This window comes from Pseudomonas laurylsulfatiphila, assembly GCF_002934665.1.
GTDB lineage: Bacteria > Pseudomonadota > Gammaproteobacteria > Pseudomonadales > Pseudomonadaceae > Aquipseudomonas > Aquipseudomonas laurylsulfatiphila.
Genome location: NZ_NIRS01000006.1, coordinates 1 through 15,027 on the forward strand (window position 1 = coordinate 1; position 15,027 = coordinate 15,027).

At 61.2% G+C, this 15,027-nt stretch carries 9 protein-coding genes; 6 read left to right on the forward strand and 3 right to left on the reverse strand.

All coding sequences use genetic code 11. The annotated features are described in order from the left end of the window. On the reverse strand, positions 1 to 4,394 hold a 4,394-nt coding region (locus CD175_RS22180), incomplete at its 3' end, for a retention module-containing protein (protein WP_146094599.1). Between the two features lie 588 nt (positions 4,395 to 4,982). On the opposite strand from CD175_RS22180, the gene CD175_RS22185 reads away from it, so the two are divergent. The 3 genes from CD175_RS22185 (at position 4,983) to CD175_RS22195 (ending at position 10,027) form a co-directional block, all read left to right on the forward strand. After that, positions 4,983 to 6,341 (forward strand): TolC family outer membrane protein, encoded by a 1,359-nt coding sequence (locus CD175_RS22185; protein WP_104450807.1) that lies wholly within the window; start codon positions 4,983 to 4,985, stop codon positions 6,339 to 6,341. Between the two features lie 149 nt (positions 6,342 to 6,490). Next, complete coding sequence (locus CD175_RS22190; protein ID WP_104450458.1) at positions 6,491 to 8,650, forward strand: type I secretion system permease/ATPase; 2,160 nt, start codon at positions 6,491 to 6,493, stop codon at positions 8,648 to 8,650. 9 nt (positions 8,651 to 8,659) lie between these two features. Beyond that, entirely contained in the window at positions 8,660 to 10,027 is a 1,368-nt protein-coding gene (locus CD175_RS22195; protein WP_104450459.1) for an HlyD family type I secretion periplasmic adaptor subunit, read from the forward strand. 128 nt (positions 10,028 to 10,155) lie between these two features. Here the strand turns inward: CD175_RS22195 and CD175_RS22200 are convergent, their stop codons facing one another. After that, positions 10,156 to 10,752 (reverse strand): tRNA-uridine aminocarboxypropyltransferase, encoded by a 597-nt coding sequence (locus tag CD175_RS22200; RefSeq protein WP_104450808.1) that lies wholly within the window; start codon positions 10,750 to 10,752, stop codon positions 10,156 to 10,158. A gap of 5 nt (positions 10,753 to 10,757) precedes the next feature. Then, positions 10,758 to 11,651, reverse strand: coding sequence for a LysR family transcriptional regulator (locus CD175_RS22205; RefSeq protein WP_007972518.1), 894 nt, complete (start codon positions 11,649 to 11,651; stop codon positions 10,758 to 10,760). Between the two features lie 340 nt (positions 11,652 to 11,991). Here CD175_RS22205 and speB point away from each other — a divergent pair, with 340 nt between their 5' ends. From speB to CD175_RS22220, 3 genes are read left to right on the forward strand one after another with little or no spacing between them, the layout of a single operon-like run. Beyond that, positions 11,992 to 12,942 (forward strand): agmatinase, encoded by a 951-nt coding sequence (gene speB / locus CD175_RS22210; protein WP_104450460.1) that lies wholly within the window; start codon positions 11,992 to 11,994, stop codon positions 12,940 to 12,942. A 9-nt stretch (positions 12,943 to 12,951) separates the two neighbouring features. Further along, the gene (locus CD175_RS22215; protein ID WP_104450461.1) at positions 12,952 to 13,374 is read left to right on the forward strand and encodes a YybH family protein; all 423 of its coding nucleotides are present in this window, start codon (positions 12,952 to 12,954) and stop codon (positions 13,372 to 13,374) included. Between the two features lie 55 nt (positions 13,375 to 13,429). Further along, on the forward strand, positions 13,430 to 14,941 hold the full coding sequence (locus tag CD175_RS22220) for a purine-cytosine permease family protein (RefSeq protein WP_104450462.1): 1,512 nt from the start codon (positions 13,430 to 13,432) through the stop codon (positions 14,939 to 14,941). The last annotated feature ends 86 nt before the right edge of the window (positions 14,942 to 15,027 follow it).

Below are 15,027 nucleotides of genomic sequence, written 5' to 3' on the forward strand. Positions count from 1 at the left end.
CCGTCGCCGAGGTTTTTCTCGAAGACGGTGAGTTCGCCGCCCTCGACGTTCAAACCACCAATCGTCACCGGATCGTCGTTGTTGTGGATCTGCAGCACCAGGTTGGCGGTGCTGGTATCGCCGTCCGCGTCGGTGATGGTGTAGGTGAAAGTGTCGGTGCCGTCGCCACCGCCGTGCAGGGCTTTGAAATCGGCGTCGCTGGTATTCAGCGTGTAGGTGTAGGTGCCGTTGGCGTTCAGCACCAGGGTGCCGTAGGTGCCGGTGAAGGTGCCGGGGGTGATCGGGCCAGTGCCTTCACCGATGGTTACCCGGTCGGCGCCTTGTACGTCGTTGGTCAGCACGTTGCCGTTGAGCGTCAGTTGGGTTTCCGAAGCAGTGCCATTGCTGTCGTTCACGCCCTTCGGCAGGTCGTCGACGATGTTGACGTCCAGTGAACCGATGGCGGTAGTGCCGTTGTCATCGACGGCGGTCACGGCGAACTGCTCAGGCAAGGTGTTGGCGCCGTTGGCGGTCGGGTGCGCTTCGTTATCGTTGAGGGTGTAGCTGTAACTGACCACGCCGGTCGCGGCGTTGAAGCCGGTGATGGTCAGCGTGCTGCCCAGTGGTGTGGTGATCGATTGCGGGAAGCCCGCCGCCACACCCGCGGTGACCACGGCAATGCCGCCGACGGTCAGGCTGGTGACACCGTCCAGTGCAGTAACGGTGAAGGTGCCGTTCTGGGTCAGCGCGGTGGCATCCGGGGTACTACCGTCGCCGAGGTTTTTCTCGAAGACGGTGAGTTCGCCGCCCTCGACGTTCAAACCACCAATCGTCACCGGATCGTCGTTGTTGTGGATCTGCAGCACCAGGTTGGCGGTGCTGGTATCGCCGTCCGCGTCGGTGATGGTGTAGGTGAAAGTGTCGGTGCCGTCGCCACCGCCGTGCAGGGCTTTGAAATCGGCGTCGCTGGTATTCAGCGTGTAGGTGTAGGTGCCGTTGGCATTCAGCACCAGGGTGCCGTAGGTGCCGGTGAAGGTGCCGGGGGTGATCGGGCCAGTGCCTTCACCAATGGTTACCCGGTCGGCGCCTTGTACGTCGTTGGTCAGCACGTTGCCGTTGAGTGTCAGTTGGGTTTCCGAAGCAGTGCCATTGCTGTCGTTCACGCCCTTCGGCAGGTCGTCGACGATGTTGACGTCCAGTGAACCGATGGCGGTAGTGCCGTTGTCATCGACGGCGGTCACGGCGAACTGCTCAGGCAAGGTGTTGGCGCCGTTGGCGGTCGGGTGCGCTTCGTTATCGTTGAGGGTGTAGCTGTAACTGACCACGCCGGTCGCGGCGTTGAAGCCGGTGATGGTCAGCGTGCTGCCCAGTGGTGTGGTGATCGATTGCGGGAAGCCCGCCGCCACACCCGCGGTGACCACGGCAATGCCGCCGACGGTCAGGCTGGTGACACCGTCCAGTGCAGTAACGGTGAAGGTGCCGTTCTGGGTCAGCGCGGTGGCATCCGGGGTACTACCGTCGCCGAGGTTTTTCTCGAAGACGGTGAGTTCGCCGCCCTCGACGTTCAAGCCGCCAATCGTCACCGGATCGTCGTTGTTGTGGATCTGCAGCACCAGGTTGGCGGTGCTGGTATCGCCGTCCGCGTCGGTGATGGTGTAGGTGAAAGTGTCGGTGCCGTCGCCACCACCGTGCAACGCCTTGAAATCCGCATCGCTGGTATTCAGCGTGTAGGTGTAAGTGCCGTTGGCATTGAGCACCAAAGTACCGTAGGTACCGGTGAAGGTGCCGGGGGTGATCGGGCCAGTGCCTTCACCAATGGTTACCCGGTCGGCGCCTTGTACGTCGTTGGTCAATACGTTGCCGTTGAGGGTCAGCAAGGTTTCCGACGCCGTCGAAGCATTGCTGTCGTTCACGCCTTGTGGCAAGTCGTCGACGATGTTCACGTCGAGACTGCCGGTGGCCGTGGTGCCGTTGTCATCGACCAGGGTCACGGCAAACTGCTCAGGCAATGTGTTGGCGCCGTTGGCGGTCGGATGCGCTTCGTTGTCGTTGAGGGTGTAGCTGTAGCTGACCACGCCAGTCGCCGCGTTGAAGCCGGTGATGGTCAAGGTGCTGCCCAGCGGTGTGGTGATCGATTGCGGGAAGCCGGCCGCCACACCCGCGGTGACCACGGCAATACCGCCGACGGTCAGGCTGGTGACGCCGTCCAGTGCAGTAACGGTGAAGGTGCCGTTCTGGGTCAGCGCGGTGGCATCCGGGGTACTGCCGTCGCCGAGGTTTTTCTCGAAGACGGTCAACTCACCGCCCTCGACGTTCAAACCGCCAATCGTCACCGGATCATCGTTGTTGTGGATCTGCAGCACCAGGTTGGCGGTACTGCTGTCGCCGTCCGCGTCGGTGATGGTGTAGGTGAAAGTGTCGGTGCCGTCGCCACCGCCGTGCAACGCCTTGAAGTCGGCGTCGCTGGTATTCAGCGTGTAGGTGTAAGTGCCGTTGGCATTGAGCACCAAAGTACCGTAGGTACCGGTGAAGGTGCCGGGGGTGATCGGGCCAGTGCCTTCACCAATGGTTACCCGGTCGGCGCCTTGTACGTCGTTGGTCAATACGTTGCCGTTGAGGGTCAGCAAGGTTTCCGACGCCGTCGAAGCATTGCTGTCGTTCACGCCTTGTGGCAAGTCGTCGACGATGTTCACGTCGAGACTGCCGGTGGCCGTGGTGCCGTTGTCATCGACCAGGGTCACGGCAAACTGCTCAGGCAATGTGTTGGCGCCGTTGGCGGTCGGATGCGCTTCGTTGTCATTGAGTGTGTAGCTGTAACTCACCACGCCGGTCGCGGCGTTGAAGCCGGTGATGGTCAGGGTGCTGCCCAGTGGTGTGGTGATCGATTGCGGGAAGCCCGCCGCCACACCCGCGGTGACCACGGCAATGCCGCCGACGGTCAGGCTGGTGATGCCGTCCAGCGCGGTGACGGTGAAGGTGCCGTTCTGAGTCAGCGCCGTGGTATCCGGGGTACTGCCGTCGCCGAGGTTTTTCTCGAAGACGGTCAACTCGCCGCCCCCAATATTCAAACCGCCAATCGTGTCCGGGTCATCGTTGTTGTGGATCTGCAGCACCAGGGTCGCCGTACTGCTGTCGCCATCGGCGTCCGTCAGCGTATAGGTGAAGCTTTCGGTGCCGTCGCCACCGCCGTGCAACGCCTTGAAGTCGGCGTCGCTGGTATTCAGCGTGTAGGTGTAAGTGCCGTTGGCATTGAGCACCAAAGTACCGTAGGTACCGGTGAAGGTGCCGGGGGTGATCGGGCCAGTGCCTTCACCAATGGTTACCCGGTCGGCGCCTTGTACGTCGTTGGTCAGCACGTTGCCGTTCAGCGTCAGCAAGGTTTCCGAGGCGATGCCATTGCTGTCGTCGACCGCTTGGGGCACGTCGTCGGCGATGTTGATATCCAGCGAACCGGTGACGCTATCGCCATTGCTGTCGCCTGCCACCACGGCGAAGTGTTCACTGAGGGTATTGCCCCCCTCACCGCCTGCATGGGTTTCGGCACCGTTGAGGGTGTAGCTGTAACTGACCACGCCCGTGGCCGGGTTATAGCCGGTGACGGTCAGTGTGCTGCCCAGCGGGGTGGTGACCGACTGCGGAAAGCCTGCCGCCACGCCGCCGCTGATCACGTTGATGCCGCCGATGCTGAGGCTGGTCAGCCCGTCGGGTGCATTGACGGTGAAGGTGCCGCTTTGGGTCAGCGCACCAGGGTTGCTCGCCGAGCCGTCGGCCAGGTTGGCCTCATTGACGGTCAGCTCGCCATTCTCCACCGACAGGCCATCAAGGGTGACCGGATTGTTCGGCACCTCAGGCGTCACTGGCGGCACCACAGGGGTATCGGTCGCTACAGCGTTATTGTCCGGATTAGCGTTCAGGCGTTCTTCGGGAAGTTCGGGAATGCCGTTGAAACCGGCAGTGGGGAAACCGATGGTGGGATCGACTCGCCCACCCACTTCTTCGAGCATGACGAAACTATGGCCGCTGCCCTGGATGCCGCCCGGTACACCGCTCGTCGTAGTCGGCCCGGCAGCCGTGGCTTCAGCTGTCTGGGTCGGGTCGTCGCCCGCCGCAATGGCTTTTTGCAGCTGTTCGACATCCGTCAGCTGCGCCTGGCTCGGCGTCACCGCCTCGGACGAGTCCACATGGGGAATCTGATTGGCGAGCAATTGCGGGGTCATCTGCATGCTGCTGCCGCGCCCGAGGGTCAGTTCCTGGCCATTTTGCAGATGCACCGCAACCGCGCCTTCGGCGCCAGTGCTCAGTTGGTCGCCGGCGAACAGTTTGTCCCCCTCGACCAGCGCGCGCCGGGTGCCGTCGCTCGCAACCGCGAACACCTGACCGATGACCTTACTGACGATTCCGATGAGCGTAGCCATGTGCACTTCCTCCGCTGCCAACCGCTGTCGGCATCTTGTTTGTGCGAAGAACGTGCTCATGGCTCAAGCGGGTTGTCTGGCGAATGGTGTTCCGGGTCCCGGTTTACTTGAGTAAGCCGAGGCCCCGGCAACGATCTCGCCCAGCCATTCGCTCACGGCGCTGTTTACGGTTTGGGGAAAACTCCTCTGCAATCAATGGCATCGGATCCCTGTGCGCAACAATGTTGCCTGTGAACGATGCGTAACGATCTTGAATCACTCAAGTGACAAAAAACCGTCACTTTCAGATCGCTAGCGTCCCTCCCCTCCAGCACTTCTCCGCTCTATGTCGATAAGTGGATTGGAACTTTTTTCAAGCCCCCGACGAGCGCCCCAGAGCTCATAAAACAAGGGCTTTCGCATTGAACAATGTGCTGGATTTCGCAGAGCGCATAAGTTTTTTTTGGCATAACCGTTATGAAAAAAATTTCTTAGCTACGCTTCAGAATGTTCTTAGCTCTTTTGTTAAAGTCATGAAACAACTTTACCTATAAATGTCGTCAAATAATTGGCGACTGATAAGCACCATCAGGAATCAGGGAGATGTACATGCGCCTATTAACCCCCCTCTGCAGCGCGGTTCTTTTGGCCATGGCCTGCTCGTCCCAGGCTCAGGCCATGACGCTGACCGAAGCGATCCAGAGCACCATCGCGACGCACCCGGAACTGGCATCGCGGGTGGACAGCCGTCTGTCAGCTGACGAGGACGTGAAGGTCGCCAAAGGGGGCTTTTATCCATCGGTAGATCTGAACGCCGCTTACGGGCGCGGGTACAGCGATAACACCAATACCCGGGCGCTCGGCAATCACCACACCGAAACCCTCAACTACACCCAGTCGGAATTGCGCCTGCGGCAAATGCTTTTTGACGGGTTCAACACTGCCAATGAAGTCGATCGCACCAAAGGCGTGGTCAACTCGCGAGCCTATTACGCTCAGGGTACGGCTCAGGATCTGGCCCTGCGCACCACCGAGGTTTATCTCGAAGTGCTCAAGCGCCGCGAACTGGTGACCCTGGCCAAGAACAACCTGCAAGCGCACTTGCGGGTCAACGACCAGATCGGCCTGCGCACCCAACGTGGCGTGGGTAGCAACGCCGATGCCGACCAGTCCGGCGCTCGCCGGGCACTGGCAGAAAACAACCTCGACACTGCCGAAGTCGATCTGGCTGACGCCGAGTCGAACTTTTACGCCGTTGTCGGGCGTATGCCCGATGAACTGGAGGCCCCGCCGTCGATTCGTGGTGAAGTCCCAACCTCCCTGCCCGAAGCCCAGCAGAGCATGGTGGAAAACAACCCTTACCTGAAATCCGCCCAGGCCGACGTGCAATCGGCCGAAAGCCAGTACGAAGTTGCCAAGTCGCCCTTCTACCCACGCCTTGACGCCGAGGCGGCAGTGGGCGCGAACAACAACGTGCAGGGTGATGAAGGCCACGACAACGAGTGGCGGGTCGGCGTGGTGATGAACTACAACCTGTTCCGCGGCGGCAGCGACAAGGCGCGCCTGGCCTCCGACGCGCACAAGATCAACCAGGCCATGGACATTCGCAACAATGCCCTGCGCCAGCTCAATGAAAATATTCACCTGGCCTGGAACGCCATGGTCAATGCCAAGAAACAAACCCCGACCGCCCGTGAATACGCCGACACCAGCAAGCGCGTACGCATTGCCTATCAGGATCAGTTCGGCCTCGGCCAGCGGACCCTGCTTGACCTGCTCGACAGCGAAAACGAACTCTACAACGCCAACCGTCGCTACACCGAAGTGCGCTACACCGAAGAGTTTTCGATGTACCGCGTGCTGGCGAACATGGGTCAGTTGTTGAGCAAACAACGGGTCGTACTGCCCGCCGACGCGATCGCCCAGAGCGAAGTGAAAAACGAAGCTCGTCTGCCTGAAATGAAATAACGAAGTACCCGTGCAGGAGCGGCCGCAGGCTGTGATCTTTTGAACGTGTTTGCTGAAAAGCAAAGTCAAAAGATCACAGCCTGCGGCAGCTCCTACAATGAGATATGCAGATATCTGTCAGTTGCCGTAGTGCAACGGGAGCAATCAATTTGACCAGCATGGAACCCGGCAACACCGGTGTCGATCCGCGTCTGAGCTTCGATGACCCGCTTCTGGACGGTCTGCTGATCCTCTGCAAACTCCACGGTGCGACGGTCAGTCGCGCCAGCCTCAGTGCCGGGCTCCCCATGGCACACCAACGCCTGAGCCTGGACCTGCTGCCCCGTGCAGCGGCCCGGGCCGGTTTGCAAGCGCGCCTGCTGCGCCGTGACCTCAAGGACATCTCGCCGCTCAACCTGCCCGTGCTGCTGTTGCTCAACAACGGCCGCACGGCCGTCCTGCGTCGTTATGCCGAGGACGGCAAGGTGCTGATCCTGCCCAGCGAAGCCGACGGCGGCGAACAATGGCTCAGCCCTGAAGAGCTGGCCGAACACTACAGTGGCCAGGCGTTGTTTGCCCGCCCGCGCCACGAACTCGAAGACTTGCGCTCGCCGCTGGTGCCTCGGGTCCAGGCGTGGTTCCGCGATACGCTGAAGCTGTCGAAATGGCTGTACAGCGATGCGATCCTGGCGAGTTTCCTGATCAACCTTTTGGGTCTGATGGTGCCGCTGTTCGTGATGCAGACCTACGACCGCGTGGTGCCGAACCAGGCCACTTCGACCTTGTGGGTGCTGGCGATCGGTCTGCTGATCGGCACCGCTTTCGAACTGGTGCTGCGGGTCGTTCGTGCGCACCTGCTGGATACCGCCGGCAAGAAAACCGACGTGATCCTGTCGGCCACCCTGTTCGAGCGCATCACCGGCATGGCGATGAAAGCACGGCCGGCGACCATCGGTGGTTTTGCCCAAAGCATTCATGACTTCCAGGGCCTGCGGGAGTTTCTCACCGCCGTGACCCTCACCAGCCTGATCGACCTGCCCTTCTGCCTGCTGATGCTGCTGGTGATCGGCCTGCTCGGTGGCTGGCTGGTGGTGATTCCGATTCTGGCGTTTCCGATCACCATCATATTCGCCATGGTGATCCAGGTGCGCCTGCGCGACACCGTACAGAAAAGTCTCAGCCTCGGTGCCGAACGCCAGGCGTTGCTGATCGAAACCCTCAGCGGCCTGGAAACCCTCAAGGCCTGCAGCGCCGAAAGCGAACGCCAGCACAAATGGGAAAGTACCCACGGCGCCCTCACCCGCCTCGACAGCCATGCCCGCAACCTCTCGGCCCTGGCCACCAACGGCACGCTGTTCATCCAGCAGATGTCCGGCATGGCGACCATTGTCGCCGGGGTCTACAGCATCATCGCCGGCAACCTCAGTGTCGGTGCCCTGGTGGCCAGCTACATGCTCGGCAGTCGAGTGCTGGCGCCGCTGGGACAGATCGCCGGCCTGATCACCCGCTACCAGCAAGCGCAACTGACCATGAAAAGCACCGACGCGCTGATGGGCCTGCCCCAGGAGCGCGACGCCAAACAACGGCCGCTTGAGCGCACCCAACTGCAAGGCGCGCTGGATGTTGTCGGCGTGACTTTCCACTACAACGGCCAGAACGCTCCCGCCCTGGCCAATGTCAGCTTCAGTGTGAAACCCGGTGAGCGAATCGGCGTGATTGGTCGCAGTGGCTCGGGAAAAAGCACCCTGGCGCGGCTGGTGATGGGTTTCTACGAACCGGAAGAAGGCCAACTATTGCTCGATGGCCTGGACTTGCGACAGCTGGACGTCGCCGACCTGCGCCATCAGATCGGTTACGTCGCTCACGACCTGCCGCTGCTGGCCGGCAGCCTGCGCGATAACCTGACCCTCGGCGCGCGCTACATCAGTGACTCACGCATGCTCGAAGTGGCCGAACTCACCGGCGTCACCGAACTGGCCCGGCAACACCCGCAAGGCTTCGACCGGCCCGTGGGCGAGCGCGGGCAGTTGCTGTCCGGTGGTCAGCGCCAGGCGGTTTTGCTGGCCCGGGCCTTGTTGCTCGACCCGCCGATCCTGCTGCTCGACGAACCGACCAGCGCCATGGACAACAGCAGCGAAGACGTCCTGCGGCAAAAACTCCACGGCTGGGTCCAGGGCAAAACCGTGCTGCTGGTGACTCACCGCACCTCGATGCTGAGCCTGGTGGACAGGCTGGTGGTGCTGGACAACGGACGGATCGTCGCCGACGGGTCGAAAGAAGCAGTCATCGACGCACTGCGCAAGGGCCGTGTCGGCTCTGCGGCTGTTTAGGAGTTGGCCATGTCTGCTGACCTGCCTGTAACAACGAAAGGACGTGGCTACTTCAACAGCTTCGGCAAAAGCGCCGAAGTCGAATTCATGCCGGAAACCGCCGGCGCCTCATTGCAGGACTCGCCGCGCTGGTCGCGGATCACCGTGTGGCTGGCGGCGGCGTTGCTGATCTGCGCGCTGGTCTGGGCCAAATTCGCCGTGTTGCAGGAAGTCACCATGGGCGAAGGCAAGGCAATTCCGTCGAGCAAGGTTCAGGTGATCCAGAACCTCGAGGGCGGCATCGTCACCGAGATCTTTGTGCGCGAAGGGCAGATGGTGAACAAGGGCGACACCTTGCTGCGCCTGGATGACACGCGCTACCTGTCGAACAAGGGTGAAAGCGAAGCCGATCGCTACGCCTTGACCGCGCAGGTCGAACGGCTCTCGGCCGAAGCCGAAGGCCGGCCGTTCAAGCTGTCAGAAGAAGTGATCGCCAAGGCTCCGCAAGTGGCCGAAGACGAGCGCTCGCTGTACGAGCAACGGCAACGTCGACTCGCGAGCGAACAGCGCACACTGTCCGAACAACTTCGGCAAAAAACCCAGGAACTGGCAGAGTTCCGCTCGAAACAGGGTCAATTCAGCTCAAGCCTGGCGTTGTTGCAGCAAGAGATGAACATGTCCACGCCGCTGGTGGGCACCGGCGCCGTGTCGCCGGTGGAAATCCTGCGCCTCAAACGCAGCGCCGTGGAGATTCGCGGCTCATTGAACGCCACCACCCTGGCGATCCCCCGGGCGGAATCGGCGATCAACGAGATCAAAAGCAAGATCGACGAGTCTGAACAGACCTTCCGCTCGGAAGCGGCCAAAGAGCTGAATGAGAAACGCACCGACCTGTCGAAAATCACGGCTTCTAGCATCGCCATCGACGACCGCGTGACTCGCACCACCGTGGTTTCGCCGGTGCACGGCATCATCAAGGTGTTGAAGGTCAACACCATCGGTGGGGTGGTCCAGCCCGGCAGTGACATGGTGGAAATCGTGCCGCTGGAAGACAACCTGCTGATCGAAGCCAAGGTCCGCCCGCAGGACGTTGCATTCCTGCATCCCGGGCAGAAAGCCATGGTCAAGTTCAGTGCCTACGACTACACGATCTACGGCGGCCTGAGCGCCAAGCTGGAGCTGATCGGCGCCGACACCATCACCGACGACAAGGGCAACAGTTTTTATCTGATTCAGGTGCGCACTGACAAAAACCATCTGGGCGGGGATGTGAAACCGCTGCTGATCATCCCGGGGATGGTGGCGACGGTGGACATTATTACCGGGGAGAAAACGGTGCTGGATTACCTGCTTAAACCGGTGTTGAAAGCGCGGACTGAGGCGATGCGGGAGCGGTAGATTCTGGCTGAGATTTTTTGGTGATTGTTCCGCCGCCTTCGCGAGCAGGCTCGCTCCCACATTCGATCGTATTTCTCCTGGAGGAACCCGGTCGAATGTGGGAGCGAGCCTGCTCGCGAAGGGGCCGATCATTTTTCAGAATGATTACGCAGGTAAACCTCCTCCCCCATCGCCGCAATCTGCCCCTCGATCAACACTTCGAACGGCTTCAACAACGGCGCAAACGAAGTCGGTGCTTCAAGGGTTTCCAGCGCCTGCACAATCGCCTCCACTGTCGACAACGCCCCCGGTCCCGGTGCCTTGCGCAGCCGATACCGGGACACACCGCCTTCAGCCAGCGTCACCCTCGGCAACGCCGCCAGCAGCGGATTGAGGTGCAGCATCTTGCGCGCCTTGCGCCAGGTGCCATCCGGGACGACCAGCAACATCGATTCATCTGAGGAGCCATAGGCTTTCATCGGCTGCGCTGCTTCGCCCGGAAACAACAACCGCGCCGTATATCCCGGACGATTCAACAACACCGGCAAATTCTCGAACACCTCACCCACGATCAACTCGGCATTGTTCAAGCCTAACGCCGCCAACCGCGCCGTATTCAGCGCATGGTTCACTTCGCTCGGATGCTGCAAGAGCAGCACCCGGGTGCGGCTGTCGAGGCTCGGGATCAACGGGCACAGGCAGTGAGATTGCGGACGCAGGCAGCGCGGGCACTGGATTCTGGACATCTTCTTCACGCCTGATTCAATTGGGCTTTAAGCAAATCACGGAACGTCTGGATCAGCGGCTCGCGGCTACGGCCCCGGCGCACGATCATCGAGAACGGCGCCTGATAACCAAAGGTCGCCGGCAGCAACACCCGCAAGTCGCCCTTGTCGGCCCAGGCCTGGGCGTAGTGCTCCGGCAGATAGCCGATGTAGGCGCCCGACAGCACCAGAATCAACTGGGCTTCCATACTTTCCACGGTCGCGGCGCTGTGCTTGAAGCCGTGACGCGCCAGCTCGGCCTGACTCCAGTAGCCACGGCCGACCATGCGCTGCTGGGTGATGACCTGCTCGGGAATCCGCCGCTCGTTGAACAGCGGATGCCGCGTGCTGCAATACAACCAGTGTTGCTCACGGTACAGCGGCATATACACCAGACCGCTCATGCGCGTGGAAAACGCACCGATGGCCAGGTCGAGACGGTTGTCCTGCACGCCGAGTTGCAGTTCGTATGGGCTCATCACCGACAGGTGCAAGTGCACGGCCGGGTGTTCCTGGCTGTAGGCGCCGATGGCTTCGGCGAACGGCAGGGCCTTGTCGCTGACCGTGGAGTCGATCACCCCGAGGTTCAAGGTGCCGCGCAGCTCGCCCTTCAGCGCGGCGGCGTACTGTTCGAAGCCTTCGAGTTCGCCCAACAGACGCAGGGTTTCCTGATGGAACAACTCACCCTTGCTGGTCAGGCTGAACCCGCCACGGCCGCGATGGCAGAGCACCAGGCCGAGGGCCGCTTCGAGCTGGCTCATGTAGGTGCTGATGGCCGACGTCGAGAGGTTGAGCTCCTGCTGCGCGTTGGCGAAGCCCTGGTGACGCACCACGCTGACGAAGATGCGCAATAGTTTCAGGTCGGGTAAAGCGTTGGCCATGGATACTCCTGACACCATTTGATTTCCGGCCGCCTCCTGTAGGAGCTGCCGAAGGCTGCGATCTTTTGATCTTGATTTTCGGCGGTTTCATGGTCGCCAAGAATGAAGATCAAAAGATCGCAGCCTTCGGCAGCTCCTACAGGGTTAGCCATCAGCCGTTAAACGAGTGGTGAAGTCTACCGCCGCTCTGGCCATTAGTTTAGAAAAATCTGAACTAAGTATTTGCCCGTAGCGATTCTTCCCGGCCACTACATTTCGCAGAATCGCCCCACAACGGTGCCCGTACCTTCCGTGAACGGCGCAACCCTATAAATAAAACAACGACGATGAGGCCCTACCCGTGGACAAGATTCTTCACCAACCACTGGGCGGCAACGAAATGCCGCGCTTCGGCGGCATCGCCACCATGATGCGACTCCCCCACTTGAAAACCGCTGCCGGCCTGGACGCTGCCTTCGTAGGCGTGCCGCTGGACATCGGTACCTCGCTGCGCCCTGGCACCCGTTTCGGGCCTCGCGAAATCCGCGCTGAATCGGTGATGATTCGCCCATACAACATGGCCACTGGCGCTGCACCGTTCGACTCGCTGTCGGTTGCCGACATCGGCGACATCGCGATCAACACCTTCAACCTGCTGGATGCCGTACGGATCATCGAAGAATCCTACGACAACATCCTCGAACACGATGTGATTCCCCTGACCCTGGGCGGCGACCACACCATCACCCTGCCGATCCTGCGTGCCATCCACAAGAAGCACGGCAAGGTCGGCCTGGTGCACATCGACGCTCACGCTGACGTGAACGATCACATGTTCGGCGAGAAAATCGCCCACGGCACCACGTTCCGTCGCGCCGTTGAAGAAGGCCTGATTGACCCGGACCGCGTGGTGCAGATCGGCCTGCGCGCCCAGGGCTACACCGCTGACGACTTCAACTGGAGCCGCAACCAGGGCTTCCGTGTGGTACAGGCCGAAGAGTGCTGGCACAAATCGCTGGAGCCGTTGATGGCTGAAGTCCGCGAGAAAGTCGGTGGCGGTCCTGTCTACCTGAGCTTCGACATCGACGGTATCGACCCGGCCTGGGCACCAGGCACCGGCACCCCGGAAATCGGCGGTCTGACGACCATTCAGGCGATCGAGATCGTTCGTGGCTGCCAAGGCCTCGACCTGGTCGGTTGCGATCTGGTAGAAGTCTCGCCCGCTTACGACACCACCGGCAACACCTCGCTGCTGGCCGCCAACCTGCTGTACGAAATGCTCTGCGTACTGCCTGGCGTAGTCCACCGCTGAGGATGGTTCATGAACGAACGCGATCAGGTTCTGAAAGCCGCCGCCGATCTGGTGTCCGCTTTTGCCCGTAACGATCGCGAAGCCTACTTCGGCGCTTTCAGCGCCGATGCCAGCTTCGTCTTCTACACCCTCGAAAAGCCCCTGCTGTCGCGCGACGCCTACCAGGCGATGTGGGACAGCTGGCGCGCCGAGGATGGCTTCGAGGTGCTCTCGTGCACCTCGAGCAACGCTTTCGTCAGCCTGCAGGGTGACGTGGCGATTTTCATCCATGACGTAGCCACCGAGCTGCGCATGCAAGGGGAGCAGCACTTTAGCCAGGAGCGCGAGACGATTGTTTTCAAGAAACAAGCGTCTGGCCAAGAACAACAAGGCCTATGGCTGGCCTGCCACGAAAATTTGTCCGCGATGCCGGAAGGGCTGCCACTCCCTTAGCCAACACAGGTGACGCTCACGCACGATGAGCGCGCCTTTATGATCGGAGCTGATCATGAATAACAACAACAAAGACCAAAGCCTTACGCAAATTGAAACCTACGGGGTCGAACAAATCCCTGACAACGAACGCACCGCAGGCCCGACGGACTTGTTCCGGATGATCTTCGGTGGTTCCAACACCTTTGCTACCGCCGTCCTCGGCAGCTTCCCGGTCCTGTTCGGCCTGTCTTTCCAGGCGGGCGTCTGGGCGATTGTGCTGGGCGTGTTGCTGGGTTCGCTGATCCTCGCGCCAATGGGCCTGTTCGGCCCAATCAACGGCACGAACAACGCCGTGTCTTCCGGTGCGCACTTCGGCGTGCACGGGCGGATCGTCGGTTCGTTCCTGTCGCTGTTGACCGCCATCGCCTTCTTCTCGCTCTCGGTGTGGAGTTCGGGTGATGCGCTGATCGGTGGCGCCAAACGCCTGATCGGCCTGCCGGAAACCGACCTGACCCTGGGCCTGGCCTACGGTCTGTTCGCGATCCTGGTGCTGACCGTGTGCATCTATGGCTTCCGCTTCCTGCTGTGGGTCAACAAGATCGCGGTGTGGAGTGCCAGCCTGCTGTTCCTGCTTGGGATCTTCGCCTTCGCAGGTCCGTTCGATGCGAACTACGCCGGTAGCGTCAACATGGGCCAACCCGGTTTCTGGGCCGCCTTCATCGGTGCGGCACTGGTGGCCATGAGCAACCCGATTTCCTTCGGTGCGTTCCTCGGCGACTGGTCGCGCTACATTCCGCGTGACACCTCCAAGCGCCGCATCATGGCGGCGGTGGTGATTTCGCAGATCGCAACGTTCATCCCGTTCCTGTTCGGCCTGACCACCGCCACCATCGTGGCGATCAAGGCACCGGACTACATCGCGGCCAACAACTATGTCGGCGGCCTGCTGGCAGTCTCGCCGAGCTGGTTCTTCCTGCCGGTGTGCCTGATCGCGGTGATCGGCGGCATGTCCACCGGCACCACTTCGCTGTACGGCACCGGCCTGGACATGTCCAGCGTATTCCCACGGGTACTGTCGCGGGTCAAGGCCACGCTGCTGATCGGTGTGATGTCGATTGCCTTCATCTTCATCGGGCGCTTCGCGGCCAACCTGGTGCAGAGCGTGTCGACCTTCGCCGTGCTGATCATCACCTGCACCACCCCCTGGATGGTGATCATGATCATCGGCCTGCTGGTGCGCCGCGGCTTCTACTGCCCGGATGACCTGCAAGTGTTCACCCGCGGCGAGAAAGGTGGCCGTTACTGGTTCACCCACGGCTGGAACTGGCGTGGCCTGGGTGCCTGGATCCCGAGCGCGGCCGTCGGCCTGTGCTTCGTGAACCTGCCGGGTCAGTTCGTCGGTCCGCTGGGCGAAATGGCCGGTGGCATCGACATCAGCCTGCCTGTGACCCTGGGCCTGGCCTCGCTGGTGTACCTGGCGCTGCTGAGCCTGTTCCCGGAATCGCGCGAAGTGTTCGGCCCGAATGATGTTCGTAGCCGTGGTGCCAGCGCCGTTGCAAAACCTGAAATACGTCAGCCCGCCTGACACAGATCCACTTGTGGGAGCGAGCCTGCTCGCGAAGACGGCGGCACATTCAACATCGATGTGACTGACCGAACGCCTTCGCGAGC

Coding starts and splice junctions, on each gene's coding strand:
- CD175_RS22185 (WP_104450807.1), top strand. CDS start 4,983: ATGCGCCTATTAACCCCCCTCTGCAGCGCGGTTCTTTTGGCCATGGCC.
- CD175_RS22200 (WP_104450808.1), bottom strand. CDS start 10,752: ATGTCCAGAATCCAGTGCCCGCGCTGCCTGCGTCCGCAATCTCACTGC.
- CD175_RS22215 (WP_104450461.1), top strand. CDS start 12,952: ATGAACGAACGCGATCAGGTTCTGAAAGCCGCCGCCGATCTGGTGTCC.
- CD175_RS22220 (WP_104450462.1), top strand. CDS start 13,430: ATGAATAACAACAACAAAGACCAAAGCCTTACGCAAATTGAAACCTAC.
- CD175_RS22205 (WP_007972518.1), bottom strand. CDS start 11,651: ATGGCCAACGCTTTACCCGACCTGAAACTATTGCGCATCTTCGTCAGC.
- CD175_RS22195 (WP_104450459.1), top strand. CDS start 8,660: ATGTCTGCTGACCTGCCTGTAACAACGAAAGGACGTGGCTACTTCAAC.